Source organism: Miniphocaeibacter massiliensis, assembly GCF_900232905.1.
In the GTDB taxonomy this organism is placed as follows: Bacteria; Bacillota; Clostridia; order Tissierellales; family Peptoniphilaceae; genus Miniphocaeibacter; species Miniphocaeibacter massiliensis.
Genome location: NZ_OCTQ01000003.1, coordinates 44,468 through 63,143 on the forward strand (window position 1 = coordinate 44,468; position 18,676 = coordinate 63,143).

The following is an 18,676-nucleotide window of genomic DNA, read 5'->3' on the forward strand; positions in this document are numbered from 1 at the left end:
AACATAAAAAGATTCACAGACATAGTCTATGAATCTTAATTATTTACAAATTCCATATTTGTATACAATTTTGAACTTAACATTAGCCCTATAAAAGATAATATACTCAACAAAGATATTCCTACTAAAAAACTTCCTAGAGTACTATCTGTCAAATAATATATTAAAAATGTTGCTCCTCCTATAAGTCCTAAAATTAAAAAATCAATTCCTAACATTATAAAATAAGTTATACTCTCTCCTATTTTAGAACCAATTATCTCTCTTAAAATATAATCCATATATAAAATTACCATTTGTACTGAAATGTATATCAAAGTATTTGTAATTATAAAATACACTGGCAATTTAAATATTATATTCACTGGTATAGCTAAAGCTAACGCCTCCAAAACTGTTACTAAATTCTGTAGCAATGTTGCATAAAACATTTTATTCCTAGAGCTATCAGGAAATAAATAAATATAAAAATTATCGTATTCAGCTCTCCATCTTTTTGATTTACTAAAAAATAAACCAAAATAAATTGAAACTATATATGCTGCTATTAATGCCAATCCAAAATCAACTTCTAAATTTTTATTATCCTCTCTTATTAAAAATCCAACTATTGTACTTACCAACAAATAAATTATTACCTTTATATATTTTTTTAAAAAGCTCATCTTTTTAAATTCATCTAATTGCTTGTAAAATATCGCTTTAGAATATGTTCCCTTTTTTGAAAACTCTATATTTTTAATTTTATTTTTCTTTCCAACCCAACTAGCTGAACCATCTCTTTTGCTTTCATTAATTGCCTTGGAGTATTCTTCTGAAAAAGAAAGAGCATCTTCATAATATTCTCCTGTAGATTTCATTCTTAATACTAATCTTAATAAAGTAACAGATGTTAAAAAAGACATTGCTGATGCCAATATATTATATATAGTAGGTTCTATTAATATTAATTTTAAAACACCTATCTCCCAACCAAATATTGGAATAATCATTATTAAGTCGCCACTTAAAAAATCTATCGCATTTGAAAAACTAAATCCTTTATCAAATAAATATTTTACAATCATCCCAGTAAGAGCTAGCAATATGATATATACAAAATATTTTATTCTATCTTTTGTCTTATTTGATAATTTTTCACTACCGTACATTATTATCCCTAAAGAATAATCTATAGTTATAGTAAATACAAATCCTAAAATTGTAATTAAAATCGCCTTTATTAAAGGTATTTTAAATATAAAAAATGCAGCTACAAAAAAACTAGCATACTGTATTGTAGAAATTAATAAAGTTTTTCCCATTGCAAACATAATATTTTGTTTAGGCGAAATTGGTGCGGTAAACATAAAATTAACTTCACTTTCAGTAAAAATTAATCCTTTCCTCTTAAAATAAGATATTATTGATGGCATACCTAAGTATATTGATACTACAGCTATAAAAGCAATATAACCTTTAGGATTATCTAATTTTGCACCTACTACCATATTTTTAAACATAAATGGTAAAAACACAAAGTAAATGGCTAACAATATCATTCCTATTGACTTTATTGGTTTTCTTCTTAAATTTTTTATTCTATTTTTTGTAATAGTTTTAAAATAATATTCAAAAGCTTTATTCATTATCTTCTCCTGTTAAATCAAAGAATAAATCCTCTAAATCTTTATCTCCTATCATATCTTTATAAAACTGTCCTACTATTTTCCCTTCTTTCATTAGAATCATAGTATCCCAAATATCTTCAACCATCTCTAGCATATGTGTACTTATTAAAATAGTACAATTTTTTTCCTTTAGCTCTTTAATTATCAATTTCAACTCTTTTATAGCTTTTGGATCTAGTCCTACCATAGGTTCATCTAACATAATCACCTTTGGTTCTGTTATTAATGCACAACAAATACTAACTTTTTGCATCATACCCTTTGATAGTTCATCCCCTAATTTATCTTGCTTGTCAAATAGTTCAAACCTCTTTAATAAATCATCTATTTTTTCATCATCTATTTTTAATCCATAGGCTTTTGAAATGTAAACTATATGTTCTCTCACTGTTAAAAGTGGAAACATGGATGGAATTTCTGGTATATATCCAAATATTCTTTTAGCATCTATACTTTTATTATCTAAATTATCTATCTTTATTTGACCACTATATTTTAAAAGTCCTGCAATACTTTTTATTGTAGTAGATTTTCCAGAGCCATTTGGTCCTATTAAAACGCCTACTTGTCCATCTTTCACTTCAAAACTTATATTGTCTACAGCTAATACTTTTCGATATTTCTTTGTAATTCCTATAACATCTAACATATAAACCTCCTAGTTTTGTATGTTGCTTATCTCATACACTCATACTATACCATTAAAAAAATAATACTACAATAAATTTGCAGTATTATTTAAAGTCTAATTTATTTCTAAAAGAATTATTTCTGGCTTAGCAAAAATCCTAACAGGGATTAAACTACTTCCTATTCCATAGCTTACTACCATTGTAGTTTCTTTTTCTTTGTAAATTCCATCTGTGTACTCTGGTAAAAAACCTTGGTTAGGTGCAAATATGGCTCCTATAAATGGTATTCTTACTTGTCCTCCGTGAGCATGACCTGAAAATACTAAATCTACTCCTGAATTTACATATTCCTTAAATAGCTCTGGTCTATGTGAAAGTAATATATTAAATTTATCTTTTTCTACTAAATCGTTTAATTTATCTACTAAATGTTTATTTCCATAATAACTAGGATCATTTAATCCTATAATATTTATTTCTGAATTTCCTAATTTAAGTTTATTTGCTTCATCTTGTAAAACAACTACTCCCATATCTTTCATTTCAATTATAAAATCGTCAAATTCTGTTAATCTTCTTTCGTGATTGCCAGTAGAATAATATACAGGTGCTAAATTCAAAAGTTCTTTTAATGTAGCTCTTATTAAATCATAATCTGGAGACCTACTGTTTATAATATCTCCTGTTAACAATATAATGTCTGGCGATGTCTCTTTAACTTTATTTATAAAATAATCTTCTGTTAAAAATTTTTTATTATGATAATCTGATATTTGTAATATTTTAAATCCTTTAACTTCATCTGGAACTTTTCTACTTTGATAGTTAATATTAGTTATTTTTAAACTAAAATTCTGATATATGTTAATTGCTATAATTAGTAATAAAATAATTAATATTATTAATTTAAATGTTTTCATTTTATTTTTTTGATATCTCATATCCATTGTCTTCTAATTCAAGTATTGTTTTGTTTAAACTTTCTTCCTTTATAAATATATAATCTGTGTTAAATGTAGATATTACAAATACTGAAACTTTTATTTTTGCTAAAATATTTGAAATTTCAGCTATTATTCCAACTAAACTAAAATCTAATTCTCCTTCTATAACTAAACCTTTCCAGCCTTTTTCAATATTTATTGTATTCGGAGGAATATCTTCTTCTTTACAAAGAATAGAATTTTCCTCTTTAGTTTTAGCTGTAAAAATATATTCTTTATCTAAACTTACATCAAAAAAATTTTTCACTTTACAAATTACAAAGTTTTCATCTAATACTTTAATCTTCATTTTTTGTTTTCTCCAGTTGTAATAGCTTTTCTTTCATTTTAATTCCTCCACCATATCCTACTAAATTTCCGCTAGCACCAATTACTCTATGACATGGAATAATTATAAATATTGGATTTTTATTGTTTGCTCCACCAACTGCTCGACTTGCTTTTTCATTTCCTATGTCTTTGGCTATATCTTTATAGCTTCTTGTTTCACCATATGGTATTTTTAGTAAACTTTCCCAAACTTTTTTCTGAAACTCAGTTCCTTTGGGTTTGAGAGGTATGCTAAAACTTTTTCTTTTTCCCATAAAGTATTCTTTTATTTGTTTATATGTATCTTTTATTAATTTTGTTTCTTCTAATTTTCCATCAAAATTTTTCTCTTTTTTTATATCTGTTATGTATCCTTTTTCTTCTGCTATATAAATCTCTCCAAATTCTGTTTTATATTTATAATAAGCTTTCATGGTTTACCTCCTTAATTCTTATTATGTTAGACCCATTATATAGAAAAAGAGACTATAAATATAGTCTCTTAAAAATTTAATATTCTTCTTAAAACATCTTCTGGCAGTATTGGCAACTTTCCAAATTGTGTTCCTACTGCATTTAACAATGCTCCATTTATAGCTGGACTTGGAGTATTTACAACTATTTCTCCAATAGATTTTGCTCCAAAAGGTCCTGTTGGTTCATAGCTTTCTAAAAATTCCACCTCGATATTTCCAATATCTTTTCTAGTTGGTATTTTATATTGTAAAAACTCATCTGTAACAAGTTTACCTTTTTCCGAATACACTACATCTTCGTATAATGCTAGTCCTATTCCTTGAACTATCCCGCCTTCTACTTGTACTCTAGCTAAATTTTTATTAATTACCGTTCCACAATCTACTACAGCAACATAGTCTATAACTTTAACTTGTCCTGTTAATACATCTGTTTCTGTTTCTACGAAACCTGCCATGTATGGCGGTGGAGAAACCTCTGAACCAAAGGAACCTGTTCCTATTATTGTTTTCCCATTAACTCCAGCACTTAGCTCCTCTGCTAAATCTTTTAAAGAAATTACTTCTGTTCCTGTTTTTGTTACTATAATTCCTTTAGCTAAATCTAAATCTCCAAAATATATACCAGATTTTTCTGCTGCTTCTTTTAATATATTTGTCTTTAATTTATTTGCTGCCCTTAAAACAGCTCCTCCTGTAACATATACTCCACTTGAAGCATAAGAACCTGGATCATAAGGGGTTATATCTGTATCAGCTGTAATTGTAATAATATCGTCTATCTCACAATCTAGTACTTCTGCTGCCATTTGTGTTAAGACTGTGTCTGTCCCTGAACCGTTATCTGTTGGGCTCATTAATAGTGAAAAGTCTCCCTCTTCATTAAGTTTCATCGTCACAGTAGAAGTATCTACATTAGCTATACCTGAACCTTGCATAGCTATTGCCATTCCTACTGACCTAATATTCCCATTTTTTAAAGTCTTTAAAGGATATTTTTCTTCCCAGCCTATTAATTCTTTTCCTTTTTCTATACATTCATCTAATCTACTACTTAGTATCTCTTTCTCGTATGCTAAAGTTGTTTCTCCCTGTTTAGTTATATTCTTTAGTCTGAGTTCCGTTGGATCCATATTAAGTTTATAAGCTAGACTATTTACGGCTGACTCTATAGCAAAAATTCCTTGCGTTGCACCATACCCTCTAAATGCCGCTCCTGGAACTTTATTGGTATAAACTACAGTACCATGAAATCTTCCAGATTTAAGTTTATTATATAGTGGAAGAGTTTTCTCTCCTACCAAACCTAAAGTTGTGAAAGCATGTTCACCGTAAGCACCTTGATCTGAAATTGCATCTATATCTACAACACTTATAGTGCCATCTTCTTCTGCTCCTATTTTTACATTCACTTTTATTTTATGTCGTGAATTAGTTGCCGAAAAAGTTTCTTTTCTAGAGTATTTTAACAAACATGGTCTACCAGTTTTTATAGTTGCAAATGCTGCATAAATTTCTGTTACAGATGTTTGTTTTCCTCCAAATCCTCCACCTATCCTAGGCTTAATAACTCTAATTTTCGATGAAGGTATTCCTAAAGCTACACTAAGTTGCCTTTTTATATGAAATGGAACTTGTGTGGAGCTTATTACTGTAAGTCTCATTAAATGGTCATAATATGCATAAGATCTATAAGTTTCCATCATAGCATGTGCTTGTGCCTGCATTGTATAAGATTCTTCTATTTTTACAGGACATTCTTCAAATACTTTGTTAGGGTTTTCGCCAAATACTTTTTCTTGCTCCCCTACAACATTTCTAGTTAAATCATATTTAACTATTTCTTGAGGCAATTTAAAAAATGTTCCCTCTTCTTTAGAATGAACCTGTACATCTGATTTGATCGCTTTTTCAAAATCTAAAATAGGCTCTAGAACCTCGTACTCTACTTTAATCATAGACAAAGCTCTTCTGCATATTTTCTCATCTATCCCTACAATTATCGCTACTGGATCTCCTATATAACGTACATGTTTATCTAAAATTAATCTATCATAAGGCGATAACTCTGGATAAGTTTGACCCGCCATTGTAAACTTATTTTGTGGTACATCTTCATAAGTATATATACCTTCTATTCCCACTAAACCCTCTGCTCTAGCTTTATTTATATTTTTTATTATTGCATTTGCATATCTACTTCTCAAAAGTTTTACACAAAGAGCATTTTTTAATGCTAAATCTTCAGTATAAATTGGCTTACCTAAAGTAATTGCTTCACTATCTATTTTTCTTACCTTACTTCCAATATTTCCCATACTATACCTCTAAATACTTTTTAATAGCTCTCATTTGGCTAGCATAACCTGTACACCTACAAAGATTTCCCATTAAGTAGGTTTTTATTTCATCCTCTGTTAACTTTTTGTTCTGTCTTTTTAAAGATATCACATTCATTATAAATCCAGGGTTACAAAAACCGCACTGGTCTCCACCCTCATTTGCTAAAAACTCGCCAAATTTTTTAGCCTCGTCCTGAACTCCTTCTAATGTAGTTATATTCTTACCTAAAGCCCTTAATGTTAAGTATCCACAGGAAAGCACAGGAGTTTCTTCTATCCAAACTGTACAAAGTCCACAACTAGCGGTATCACATCCTCTTTTTACAGATAAAAACCCTAAATGTCTAAGTACATCTATAAGCATACTTTCTGGTTTTATATGTGTTATATGTTCTTTTCCATTAATCATAAGAGATACTTTCATCAAAAACCTCCTGTAATGCTTTTCTTAATAAACCTTTGGATAATTGTTCTCTATATTCTTTTGATCCTCTTATATTTGATCCACATTCAACTTCTTCTACTAATAAATCTCCTGCTTCTTTTACTAAATTATCAAAAGGCAAAATATCAAATTTTTCAGAAATAAACTCTGATGTTTTAATTGCTATTGTAGCTTTCTTCGGTCTTGCTCCTACTACAATATTAAAATCATCTTTTATCCTTGAAACTACTAAGTTTAGAATACAAAAATCCCCTGCGGTAGTTCTTAAACTTGAATAACAAGCAAAACTCTCCTCAATAGGGATTTCTATTTCAATTAAAATATCTCTATTTTTAACTGTTTTTTCCATTTTTATAAAATCGCTTAATTTCATCCAGCCTGCATTATATAGGTGAATTCTAGCATTAAGTGCCAAAAAAACTGGTACTATATCTGAAAATCCATAATTTGCATAAACAGATGCACCAACTGTTGCCATATTTCTCAATTGTTTTGAAGCAATTGTTTCAATAGACTTTTTAATTAAACCATTAGCATAATTTCCTATAAATCCATTCTCTTCTAATTGAGACAACGTTACAGATGCTCCTATAGATATAACTCTGTCGTTGATTTTTATATTATCTAAATGTAAATTTGATAAATCAATTCCAGTTCCCATTTTCTTATTGCTCATTTTCAGAAATATACATCCACCTAAAACCATGTTTCTTTTAGATTTAGATAATATTTCATAAGCTTCTTTTATAGAATCTGGCTGATAAAATTCCCTTAAAGTAAACAATATGCTCCCCCTATATAAACAAAAATAATAACAAAGAAATTATATCATAATTACAGTTATTTTCGCGAGTTAATAATCACTTTATCACTCTGTTTTGTAAACCATAAAAACAGCTTCTGCTTTTTAATAAAAAGGCAGAATTTAGATATCCTGCCTAAATTAATTACTCCTTTACAAGACCTAAAGTATTTTCAACTCCAACTACAAATACTATCCCTTTACCTGGTTTATCAATATTTAAATCTTCCTTTATATTATCTATAATAGTTTGAGTTTTTAAAGAATCTACCAACATTAGTACTATTTCTTTTTCTGGCTCTATAACTATATTAAATATTGAACTTTTTTCATGTACGCCTGAACCTCTTCCATGTATTACAGTAGCTCCTCTAGCTCCTGCTTTATCTGCGGACTTAATTACATCGTCTGCATTTCCTCTTTCTACTATTACAAATACCGCTTGATGGTTCATTTTATCACTCCCTCTTGAAAATTTTTCAACATTTTGTACACATACATTTCCCATTACATTATCCAATGGAATATTAAAAGCTATACCTTTATTTGGTCTTTCCAAATGAAATTTATCTTTTAAAAGTTTGTATAATTCCTCGTTTAATTCATTTGGAATAACCATAATTAATATTTCTTTTTTTATTTCATAAAGTTCTAATAAATGTAAAAGACCACTATTTACTGTTCCTGTTCCATATAATATAGTCCCACCTTTTACACCTATCTTTTTTGATTCATTTAATATTTTACTTGCTCTGCCTTTGTCTACTATAACAATAAATAAATTATATGATTCATCTTTACTATACATTTTTAATACCTTCCTTTTTGGTTTTTAATTTAAACAATAAACCTAATATCATTATTGCAATTATTGGCACCATAGCCACCATAGCTATTACTCCAAAACCATCTCTTAGAACATCTGCTGTAGATGTTGCATCTGCTGCCCCTTGAGTTAAAGCTAAGACAAATGTCGCTGTCATAGGTCCAGAAGCAACGCCTCCTGAGTCAAAAGCTATCCCTACAAATAATGGAGGTGTAAAATAACTTAAGATTATAGCTATAACAAATCCTGGAACTAGCAACATCCATATTTTTAATTCGGGTATTACAATCCTTAACATAGATAAACATACAGCTACAGCGACTCCTATTGACAAAGTTGCAAGTATTATTTTTCTTGGAATATATCCACTAGTTACATCTTCTACTTGTGAAGACAAGACATATACCGCTGGTTCTGCAAGTACAACTACCATACCTATGATTATCCCTAAAACAGGAAGTATAATCTGACTTTCAATGCTTGCCATTTTTTGGCCCATTAGCCTTGCCACATCCAAAAATCCAGCATTTACACCATTAAGAAATAAAACTAATCCTAAGTAAGTGTAAAAAAGACCTATTATAATTCTTATAAACTCTCTCTTCTTTAATTTGAAAATTGTAAAATTCATTAATATAAATAATAAAGCTATTGGTAAGAGTGCTATTAGCGATTCTGGAATAGTATGCTTAAACGTTTGCATTATAGGAGATATTATTCCCCTTACTGGCTCAAATTTTTCAGCTGTTCCCTGTATTTTATCAGCACCCATAACTAGACTTAAAATCATAACTGCAAGTATTGGTCCAGTTGACGCCATACCTACAAGACCAAAGCTATCCTCCTCACTAACACTAGAACCTTTTAATTTAGAAACGCCTAGTCCCATTGCCAAAATAAATGGAGTTGTCATAGCTCCTGTAGTTGCACCTGATGCATCAAATGCTATTGCTTGAAATTCTTCTGATATAAATGCAAATATTATAAATATCAATAAATAAATAAAAGAAAAAATATAGCTAAATTTGACTCTAAATAATATCCTTAAAAATCCAATTGCAATCATTGAACCTACTCCAACAGAAACAACACCTACTATTAAGTTTGGTGCTATTGTTCCTCCCATGGCTGAAGAAACTTGATTAGCTAATATTAAAAGGTCTGGTTCTGCTACTGTTATTAAAAACCCTAGTATAAAACCTAACCCTAAGACTTTAAATATAGTTTTTGACTTTGCAACATACTCTCCCATTACTGTTCCAATTTCTGAAACACCTATTTCTGCTCCCCATAAAAATACACCTAGTCCTAAAATAATTATTATCGCTCCTAATAGAAACCTTATATATAGATCAATATCTACTGGTGCTAATGTGAAATTTAAAATTGTAACTATTAGTGTAATTGGTAGAACAGATAGTGAAACTTCTTTGATTTTATCTTGTAATATCTTCATCTATTCTCCTTCCTTAGTATATATTTAAAAAATTTATAGTTTTTTATTTTTTCTTAGTTTATATATAATTAATTATTTAATACAAATTTAAATTGTTGTAATTGAGAATAATTATTCCTAATTTAAATACTTTTTTTGAATATATAAATATAAAAAATTTCTTAACTTGAATTTATCGAAATAAAAAGTGAAATTATAAAATATTACTTGTTCTAAAATAATCTCATAAATTTTGTTATTTTAGTAATATTGTTTCTAAATGATAAAAGAAACTACTAAAATATTTTTTTAAATTTACCTTTATGAATTTTCATTCTATATTAACTTAACTTTTATTATATCACAAAGATATTTTTCATTAATGTTAAATCGGCTAAATTTAAAACTTTACAAGTTGTTAGTTCTATTAATTAACAAATTAAGCTATTACTTCACATTGATTTTATGCGCAACAAATGATATATTTTATCTATAAATTTTAAGGAGGACTCATGAAAAAATTATCTTTTAAAATATTATCTTTATTATTACTACTTTCTGTTTTTATGGTAGGCTGTGGTAACAAAGATAAAGAAACAAGTACAAAAGACACTTCTGCTGGTAATAGTAAGACTGTAGACTTTGAAGGTAGAACATTAAATGTAGTTACTACATCTGATGCTTATGTAGATTTATTTAACAAATTTGCAGAAAAAACTAACTGTAAGGTTGAATTTTTATCTATGTCTAGTGGAGAGGTTTTAGCTAAAGTAAAAGCTGAAGGTGGAACACCTATGGCAGATTTATGGTTTGGTGGTGGACTAGATGCATTTATGGATGCTAAAAACGAAGGACTTTTAGATTCTTATAAGTCTGATGCAACAGAAAAAGTTGATTCTAAATATAAAGACTCTGAAGGATACTGGTATTCTAAAGGACTTACTGTAGTAGGTTTCTTAGTAAATAACGATGTAATTAAAGATAAAAATTTAGAAATACCTAAATCTTGGTCTGATTTAGCTGATGAAAAATACAAAGGAGAAGTTATAATGAGTGATCCTTCTATTTCTGGAACGAATTATGCTGCTCTTAAAGGTCTTTTAGATATGTACGGTGAAGAAGAAGGCTGGAAATATATTGAAAAGCTAAATGCAAATATAGATTTTTATGGCAAAAGAGGAAAAGACCCTCAAGAAAAGACTTCTGCTGGAGAATTTGGTGTTGGAATTATACCAGTGGACAAATCTTCATTTGATTTAGCAAAAGATAATAATCTTACTGTAGTATATCCTGAAGATGGTATTCCTTGGGTTCCAGAAGGTGTAGCTGTATTTAAAGATAGTAAAAATGCAGATATTGCTAAAGCTTTTATTGACTTCATGTTAGAAGATGCTAATTTAGAAGAATTAGCTAAACTAGATGGAAAAGATACAAACCAAATAATAAAGTCTGGAATAAAAGGATTTGATTTAGGACTGCCAGCCGATAAATTAATAAAAGAAGATCTATCAACTTTTGGAACAAGTAGAGAAACTGTTTTAAACAAGTGGAAAGAAATTGCTGGAAATAAAGCAAGTGTTGAATAATTATAAGGTGGCTTTAGCCACCTTGTTTTTTTGGAGTAATTATGAATAAAAAGAAAAAATCAATTAAATTTTTGGATAAAACCTTAATAGCTTTTATTTCTATAATAGTTGTTTTATTTATCTTATATCCTTTTATAGCAGTATTCAAAGAGTCTTTATTTGAAGATGGAATTTTTAATATTTCTAAATTTTTTGATTTTTTAATTACAGAAAAAAAATTAATTTCAAATTCTCTATTAATGGCTTTTCTTACAGCTATTTTAACAACCTCGGTAACTATTGCAATATCTATCTATTGGTTAATTACTTCTAGTAAGTTTAAAAAGTTAATTAATTATGTATTGTTTTTAACTTTAGTATCTCCTCCTTTTATAACATCTCTATCATATATAAATTTATTCGGTAAAAGAGGTTTTATTACTTATGAACTTCTTGGTTTAAGACTTAACCCTTATGGTTTAAATGGTATTGTATTTATGCAAAGTGTAGGCTTTATATCTTTAAATGCATTAATTTTAATTGGTATTTTAAAAAATATAGATTCTTCAACTATTAATAGCGCTCGTTCTTTAGGAGCAAAGACTAATAATATAATAGTCGATATTATACTTCCTTACTTAAAATCTGGAATAATAGTAGTTTTTATGCTGACTTTTATTAGAAGTTTATCAGATTTTTCAACACCAGCTATAATTGGTGGTTCTTATAATGTACTAGCCACAGAAGCTTATCTAAGTATAATCTCTATGGGAGATATTAACAGGTCTGCTCTAGTAAATTTAGTTTTATTCTTAATCGCAATAATTATATTTTTAATTTTTAGAAATAACTTTAAACAAATTTCTATGAAGTCAGAAGTAAACAATAATTTAAAAATAGATATTAATAAACAAGGACTAATTTTTAATGCCTTTAAAATATTATCGTTCTTTTTTCTGATAATGCTGATTATTCAATATAGTTCCATTTTCCTTTCAGCATTTACAAAGTCTAGAGGAGGAAATCTTTACTTTACTTTTGAAAATGTACTTAATAGTAAACAGTATTTTTCTAGTACTTATACCAGAAGCATTGTATATTCTTTAATAGCTGGAATTGTCAGTAGTTTTTTAGGTTTATTTATTGTATACTACCTTCAAATTAGAAAAATTAAATTTTTTAAATTTATAGATTTTATAGCTACACTACCATATATAGTTCCTGGAACATTTTTTGGTATAGGCTATATTTTAGCCTTTAATAAAGCTCCTTTAAAATTAACTGGAACAGTTTATATAGTTGTTTTAAATCTAATTTTTAAACTTTTGCCTTTTGCTACAAAGACTAATATGACTTCTATATCTCAAATAAACAGAGAGTTAATTAACTCTACTAAAGACTTAGGTGCTTATAGTTTATATGACTTTAAAGATGTTGTTTATCCATTGTCTAAAGAAAGTTTATTTTTAACTTTTGTAAATGGATTTACTTCCTCTATGACAACTATAGGTTCAATAATCTTTTTGATCTACCCATCTCAAAAAGTTATAACTTTGGTATTATTTGATGTTGTTCAAAGTGGTAAATACGGAGTTGCATCAGTCTTGTCTTGTTTGATAATAATAACTTGTTTAATAGTTAATGCTTTATACCATAAATTAATCTCTAAAAGGAGTAGCTATGTTTTTAAAAATTGACAATATAAGTAAAAGTTATGGAAGTAATAAAGTACTAAGCGACTTTAATTTAGAAATAGATAAAAATGAATTAATATGTTTACTTGGTCCTAGTGGTTGTGGGAAAACTACGGTTTTAAATTGTATAGGTGGCTTTATTAAAGTAAATTCCGGAAAAATAATACTTGATAGCCAAGATATTACAAATTATTACCCTGAAGATAGAGAAGTTTCAACGGTTTTTCAATCTTATGGATTATTTCCTCATATGACTGTACTTGAAAATGTAAGGTACGGACTTAAATTTAAAAATATTAAGAAAAAAGAAGCCAATAATATTGCACAAGATATGCTTAATATAGTTAAACTTAAAAATTATGGTAACAAAAAAATAAACGAACTAAGCGGTGGAGAAAAACAAAGAGTTGCTCTTGCAAGAAGTTTAGTAGTTAAACCTAAAATTTTATTATTAGATGAGCCTCTTTCCAATTTAGACGCTCTACTTAGAATTGAACTTAGAGCTGAAATAAAAAGAATTCACAAAGAATTAAATTTAACTACAATTCTAGTAACACATGATCAAGAAGAAGCTTTCTCTATAGCAGATAGAATAGTTTTAATGGACAAAGGAAAAATATCTTCCATGGGAACAGTAAAAGATATATATTATTCTCCAAATAATTTGTTTTCTTTAAAATTTATAGGTTCTTCTAATATTTTAGAAAAAGATAACAGCGTTTATTATATTAGACCAGAAAAAATACAATTGGCTTTTTCTAAAGATAAGTCAAATGCCATTATAATAGACAAATCTTTTCTAGGGGCTCTGGTGTCATATAAAGTTAAAGAAAACAATGGTAATATATTAAAAGTAACAACTTTAAATAACCAAGATTTTAATGTAGGAGACAATGTTTTTGTTTCTTATAACCTTGAAATTTTACGATAATAAGGAGTTTAAATGAAAATTCTTCATATTATAGCTCAGTTACCATCTAAAACTGGTAGTGGAGTTTACTTTTCAAATTTAATAACAGAATTTAATAAAGAACATGAAAACTATGCTATTTATGGTAATCAAGATAGTTGCGAATACCATTTTGACCTTATTTCGAAACAAAATAGCTATCCTGTTGAATTTTTCACAGATGAAATGGATTTTCATATAGTTGGTATGAGTGATGTTATGCCCTACAATAGCACTAAATACTGTGATATGACCGAAGAAATGATATACATTTGGAGAAGTTCTTTTGAAAAACAAATATTAAAAGCTTATGATGAAGTAAAACCTGACATCATTATTTGCCATCACCTTTGGATGTTAACTTCTTTAACAATAAATTTACTAGGAGATAAATGTGATAAAATAATAGGAATTTGTCATGGTACTGACATAAGACAAGCCTTACAAAATCCTATATTAAAAAATAATTATGTCACTAATTTAGACAAGCTATATAAAATATTTGCACTAAGTAAAGATCAAGTATATGAAATATCTGAAGTTTATAATATAGATAGAGATAAAATCCTTGTAACTGGTGGAGGATATAATCAAAATCTTTTTTACATTGACGATGAAATAAAAAATGATGATAACGGATTTTTAAATATTGTTTTTGCAGGCAAAATATCAGATTCTAAAGGTGTTTTTGAACTTATAGAGGCTTTTAAACTCCTAAATTATCCTAATGATATTATTTTAAACATAATAGGCACACCTCAAGGTGAAAATATTGAAAGAATTCATAATGCTATAGGTAATTCAACAAATATTAAATTATTTAACGCGAAAAACCAAGAATCTCTTGCTGCTCTTTTTAGATATTCTAGTATTTTTGTACTTCCTTCATACTATGAAGGTTTAGGACTTGTAGCTATAGAAGCATTAGCAAGTGGAATGTTAGTTGTTTCTTCTAAATTAACAGCATTAATGGAAGTTCTTGGAGAAGAAGTAAACAAATCAAATATAATTGAATATGTTGAACTTCCTAGACTAAAAAATGTAGATACTCCTTATGAAGAAGATGTTCCAAATTATGTAAAACAGCTTTCTGAAGCTATTGATTTACAAGTCCAAAGGGTAAAAAACAACGAAGAAATTCCTACAAAGATTTACGATATAATTAAACAAAACTCTTGGGAAAATATATCTAAAGAAATTTTTAAAGAAATAACAAGTTAGGAAAATATATTCTATGAATTTTTATATAAAATCATTATATCTATGTGTAAAAGATATGAATCGTGCTATTAAATTTTATGAAGATTTTTTTGAACAGCCTGTTACTGAAAAAGATGATATTTATAGTGTATTTGATATTAAGGGATTTAGACTTGGACTTTTTGATTTTAAAAAAGTAAATGAAACACATATATTCGGTAACAATTGTTTGCCAAGCATAGAAGTAGAAAACTTAGATATGTTAAAAAATAAATTATTTGATAAAAAAATAGTTTTTAAAATTACTAAAATAGGAAATAATTGGGTTAGTGAATTTGAAGATAGTGAAGGAAATCACATTGAGCTTACTGCTCCTATAATATAATTATTTTAAATAAAAAAGCCCCTTTTAATTAGGGCTTTTTGTTTTTAGTAATTTAAATGTTTCATAACTTCTTCTTTATACTTAAAAAACTCTAAACTATTTCTATCTCTTGGATATGGTAGTTTTACTACTACCTCACTTCTTATTTGTCCTGGTCTTGGAGACATTACAATAATTCTATTTGAAAAATAAACAGCCTCTTCAATATCGTGAGTAACCATTACAGTTGTAAATTTTCTTTCAAGCCAAATATTTACTATTTCTTCTTGTATCTTAGACCTAGTAAAAGCATCCAACGCTCCTAATGGTTCATCTAATAGCAATATCTCTGGCTCTGTAGAAAGTGCTCTTACTAAAGAAACTCTTTGAGCCATTCCTCCAGATAATTCATGAGGGTAAGAATTTTCAAAAGTTTCCAGGCCAACTTTCTCTATTAAATATTCTATTAACTGTTCTTTTTCTTTAGTTTTTTCATTTTTAAGTTCTACTCCAAAAGATATATTTTTAATTACTGATTTCCAAGGAAGAAGAGTTGGCTCTTGAAACATCATACCTACTTTTGAATTTGAACCATTTACCTTATCTTTTCCTATACTTATGCTTCCTGATGTAGGTGTATCAAGTCCCGCTACTAATCTTAGCAATGTTGATTTTCCTGAACCACTAGAACCTACTATGGAAACAAATTCTCCAGCTTTTATTTCTAAATTAATATCTTTTAATGCACTTAATTCGTTTGAATTTATATCACTAAAAATTTTATTTACATCATTTATATGAATACTTTCTCTTATCATCTTATAAATCCTTCTTGCCAAATTAATACTTTTGACTTTATTATATTTAATAATTTAGTAATACTAAGAAATATTACACAAATAATAAATGTCGCACCAAATACTCCCGAAAAATTACTCCAACCTTTTTGCCATGTTATATACCAACCTAACCCTGATTCAACACCTAACATCTCAGCTATCATTAGAGATGTACAAGCTACGCTCATTCCTTGAGTTAATCCTTGAAATATATTTGGTGAAGCTGCTGGAATAGCTATTTTAAACATCTTTTGCACTTTATTTGCACCCATAATATCTGCAAGTTCAAAATATGTTTTCTTTACATTTCTAATTCCTGTCAATGTTGAAAAAGTAACAGGATACCAAGTTCCTAAAGCTATTAAAAATACACTGCCTTCAAACATCCTCGATCCGAACAATATAAATATTATAGATAACCATACAATAGATGGAATTGGTCCTAATATTCTTAATATAGGTGCCATCCAGTAGTTAACTTTTTCACTATATCCTGCAAAAAGTCCACTTATAAAGCCTACTAACACTCCAAAGAAATATCCTGTTAGTAGTAATAATAATGAGTTGCAAGTAGAAGAAAAAAGTATTTTTCTATCAGTGATTATTGCATTTATAATATTATCTGGCCATGGGAAAAATGGCATTTCTAAAAAACCTGTCTTTAATGTCATTATATCTAATATCATCAAAAGGATTATTACTGCTGTATTAAATGGTCCTTTATAGCTTAATTTTTCTAAAACTGGCTTTTTAAAAAATCCTACTATAAATTTTATTATTGTAATAATAATAAATATACCTATTAAAGCAGGATAAATATTGGTTTTTGTATTACTTCCAAAATCTGGAACTAAGTAATAATTTAATATACTAATTATTCCTGCAATTATTGGCAGAAAACATTTACCGTAAAATTTAAAATTGTTTTTCATAAACTTACCTTAATCTATCTTATTATATGGTTTCCAATAAGTTTGCATAAACTCTTCTGTATCTATGTTTTTTTCTATTATTCCCAAATCTTTATATGAATTTACAGCCTTTATCAACGTTTTTTCTGTTTGCTCTGTTGTAATATTATATTGGTAGTTTTTGTTTAAATTATATAGATACTCTTTATCTCCTGTAATCCAACTTTCATCTAAAGCTATTTGTAAAGCTTCGTCTAAATGTTCTTCCATATAAGCATTAGCTTTTTTTATTGCTTTATTTATCTTATAGCAAGTTACTGGATTTTCTTTTAAATATGTAGCATTTACTCCCCAGATACAACAAACATCATTTTTAAAATCATCATCAAATGTTATTGATCTAATACGCTTAATTTTACCTTCGTTTAACCATTTTTCACCTATTTGTTCAGGTATTAAAGCTCCTTCTATATTACCTGCCTCTAAAGCTTGTAAAAGTTGTGGCGCTTCAAAATCTGCAAATTTATAATCATCTTGATTTAACTTATCAGCTGCTAGCATTGTTAAAACTATATTATGTCCTGGTCCACCTATTCCACCAGATACTCCTATTTTTTTTGATTCTAACTCAGCCAATGAATTATATTTTGAATCCTTTAATACATAAAAGGACTGACAGCCTGTATTACATCCACCCATAAAACTTATATCTAAACCATTTGTAGTAGGTTTAAGTATATGTGCAATATGAGTTCCACCTACTTTTATTTGTCCTGCTGCTAAAGCATCTTGTAAGTAACCGTTAATTCTAACAAGATCTACATTTAGTCCTTCTTCTTCATAATATCCCAGTTTTTCTGCTAAACACATATTTGATAAACAAAATGCTCCTGCTACTTGTACTGGAATTTCTTCCTTTGAGCCATCTTCTTTTTTAAAGGCTTCTTCTCTTTCTTCTTCTGACATTTTTTCTACTTTTGCCATTACTTCTGAAATTTCTGCCTCTTTAGATTTTACATCTCCGCTCTTTTTTGAATCATCTTTGTTACATGAAACAGCAAAAATAGCTATCAACATAATTGATATAGTAATTTTAAAAAATTTTTTCATAACCTTCTCCTTCTCTATGTATTGTATTAAAACTACAGTCATACTATAGAACATAAAAAAGGTATTTTCAAAATTAAAAATATTGTTATGTTTTTAACTATAT

18 protein-coding genes are annotated in these 18,676 nt (G+C 28.0%); 5 read left to right on the forward strand and 13 right to left on the reverse strand.

All coding sequences use genetic code 11. The features are described 5' to 3' along the window. Positions 1 to 35: 35 nt before the first annotated feature. The 10 genes from CS899_RS06445 to CS899_RS06490 form a co-directional block, all read right to left on the reverse strand. Entirely contained in the window at positions 36 to 1,628 is a 1,593-nt protein-coding gene (locus CS899_RS06445; protein WP_100065363.1) for a putative ABC exporter domain-containing protein, read from the reverse strand. After that, positions 1,621 to 2,319, reverse strand: coding sequence for an ABC transporter ATP-binding protein (locus tag CS899_RS06450; RefSeq protein WP_100065364.1), 699 nt, complete (start codon positions 2,317 to 2,319; stop codon positions 1,621 to 1,623). Before CS899_RS06450 ends, CS899_RS06445 begins: the two co-directional genes overlap by 8 nt. 96 nt (positions 2,320 to 2,415) lie before the next feature. Continuing rightward, a complete protein-coding gene (locus tag CS899_RS06455) occupies positions 2,416 to 3,243 on the reverse strand; it encodes a metallophosphoesterase (RefSeq protein WP_164995876.1) in 828 nt (275 codons plus the stop codon). Beyond that, a complete protein-coding gene (locus tag CS899_RS06460; RefSeq protein ID WP_100065366.1) occupies positions 3,224 to 3,595 on the reverse strand; it encodes an ACT domain-containing protein in 372 nt (123 codons plus the stop codon). Before CS899_RS06460 ends, CS899_RS06455 begins: the two co-directional genes overlap by 20 nt. Beyond that, positions 3,585 to 4,049 carry a methylated-DNA--[protein]-cysteine S-methyltransferase gene (locus CS899_RS06465; protein ID WP_100065367.1) on the reverse strand — a complete coding sequence of 155 codons (465 nt, stop codon included), beginning with the start codon at positions 4,047 to 4,049 and terminating at the stop codon, positions 3,585 to 3,587. Before CS899_RS06465 ends, CS899_RS06460 begins: the two co-directional genes overlap by 11 nt. 68 nt (positions 4,050 to 4,117) lie before the next feature. Then, on the reverse strand, positions 4,118 to 6,409 hold the full coding sequence (locus tag CS899_RS06470; protein ID WP_100065368.1) for a xanthine dehydrogenase family protein molybdopterin-binding subunit: 2,292 nt from the start codon (positions 6,407 to 6,409) through the stop codon (positions 4,118 to 4,120). A gap of 1 nt (position 6,410) precedes the next feature. Continuing rightward, positions 6,411 to 6,857 carry a (2Fe-2S)-binding protein gene (locus CS899_RS06475; protein WP_100065369.1) on the reverse strand — a complete coding sequence of 149 codons (447 nt, stop codon included), beginning with the start codon at positions 6,855 to 6,857 and terminating at the stop codon, positions 6,411 to 6,413. Next, the gene (locus CS899_RS06480) at positions 6,835 to 7,662 is read right to left on the reverse strand and encodes an FAD binding domain-containing protein (RefSeq protein ID WP_100065370.1); all 828 of its coding nucleotides are present in this window, start codon (positions 7,660 to 7,662) and stop codon (positions 6,835 to 6,837) included. The genes CS899_RS06475 and CS899_RS06480 overlap by 23 nt, the downstream gene beginning before the upstream one ends. A 163-nt stretch (positions 7,663 to 7,825) precedes the next feature. Then, on the reverse strand, positions 7,826 to 8,488 hold the full coding sequence (locus tag CS899_RS06485; protein ID WP_100065371.1) for a P-II family nitrogen regulator: 663 nt from the start codon (positions 8,486 to 8,488) through the stop codon (positions 7,826 to 7,828). After that, a complete protein-coding gene (locus CS899_RS06490) occupies positions 8,481 to 9,962 on the reverse strand; it encodes a DUF1538 domain-containing protein (RefSeq protein WP_100065372.1) in 1,482 nt (493 codons plus the stop codon). Before CS899_RS06490 ends, CS899_RS06485 begins: the two co-directional genes overlap by 8 nt. 491 nt (positions 9,963 to 10,453) lie before the next feature. Between CS899_RS06490 and CS899_RS06495 the strand changes: the two genes are divergently transcribed. From CS899_RS06495 to CS899_RS06515, 5 genes are read left to right on the forward strand one after another with little or no spacing between them, the layout of a single operon-like run. Continuing rightward, entirely contained in the window at positions 10,454 to 11,527 is a 1,074-nt protein-coding gene (locus tag CS899_RS06495) for an ABC transporter substrate-binding protein (protein ID WP_100065373.1), read from the forward strand. 41 nt (positions 11,528 to 11,568) lie between these two features. After that, the gene (locus tag CS899_RS06500; RefSeq protein WP_100065374.1) at positions 11,569 to 13,203 is read left to right on the forward strand and encodes an ABC transporter permease; all 1,635 of its coding nucleotides are present in this window, start codon (positions 11,569 to 11,571) and stop codon (positions 13,201 to 13,203) included. Next, a complete protein-coding gene (locus CS899_RS06505) occupies positions 13,187 to 14,131 on the forward strand; it encodes an ABC transporter ATP-binding protein (RefSeq protein ID WP_100065375.1) in 945 nt (314 codons plus the stop codon). The genes CS899_RS06500 and CS899_RS06505 overlap by 17 nt, the downstream gene beginning before the upstream one ends. A 12-nt stretch (positions 14,132 to 14,143) precedes the next feature. After that, positions 14,144 to 15,370: a glycosyltransferase family 4 protein gene (locus CS899_RS06510; RefSeq protein WP_100065376.1), complete on the forward strand. Its 1,227-nt coding sequence runs from the start codon at positions 14,144 to 14,146 to the stop codon at positions 15,368 to 15,370. Positions 15,371 to 15,383: 13 nt separating this feature from the next. Further along, positions 15,384 to 15,734: a VOC family protein gene (locus CS899_RS06515; RefSeq protein WP_100065377.1), complete on the forward strand. Its 351-nt coding sequence runs from the start codon at positions 15,384 to 15,386 to the stop codon at positions 15,732 to 15,734. 44 nt (positions 15,735 to 15,778) lie between these two features. Here the strand turns inward: CS899_RS06515 and CS899_RS06520 are convergent, their stop codons facing one another. The 3 genes from CS899_RS06520 to CS899_RS06530 are packed head-to-tail and all read right to left on the reverse strand — an operon-like array spanning position 15,779 to position 18,573. After that, complete coding sequence (locus CS899_RS06520) at positions 15,779 to 16,531, reverse strand: ABC transporter ATP-binding protein (protein WP_100065378.1); 753 nt, start codon at positions 16,529 to 16,531, stop codon at positions 15,779 to 15,781. Continuing rightward, positions 16,528 to 17,484, reverse strand: coding sequence for an ABC transporter permease (locus CS899_RS06525; protein WP_100065379.1), 957 nt, complete (start codon positions 17,482 to 17,484; stop codon positions 16,528 to 16,530). Before CS899_RS06525 ends, CS899_RS06520 begins: the two co-directional genes overlap by 4 nt. Positions 17,485 to 17,493: 9 nt before the next feature. After that, positions 17,494 to 18,573: an ABC transporter substrate-binding protein gene (locus CS899_RS06530; RefSeq protein WP_164995877.1), complete on the reverse strand. Its 1,080-nt coding sequence runs from the start codon at positions 18,571 to 18,573 to the stop codon at positions 17,494 to 17,496. Between the last annotated feature and the right edge of the window lie 103 nt (positions 18,574 to 18,676).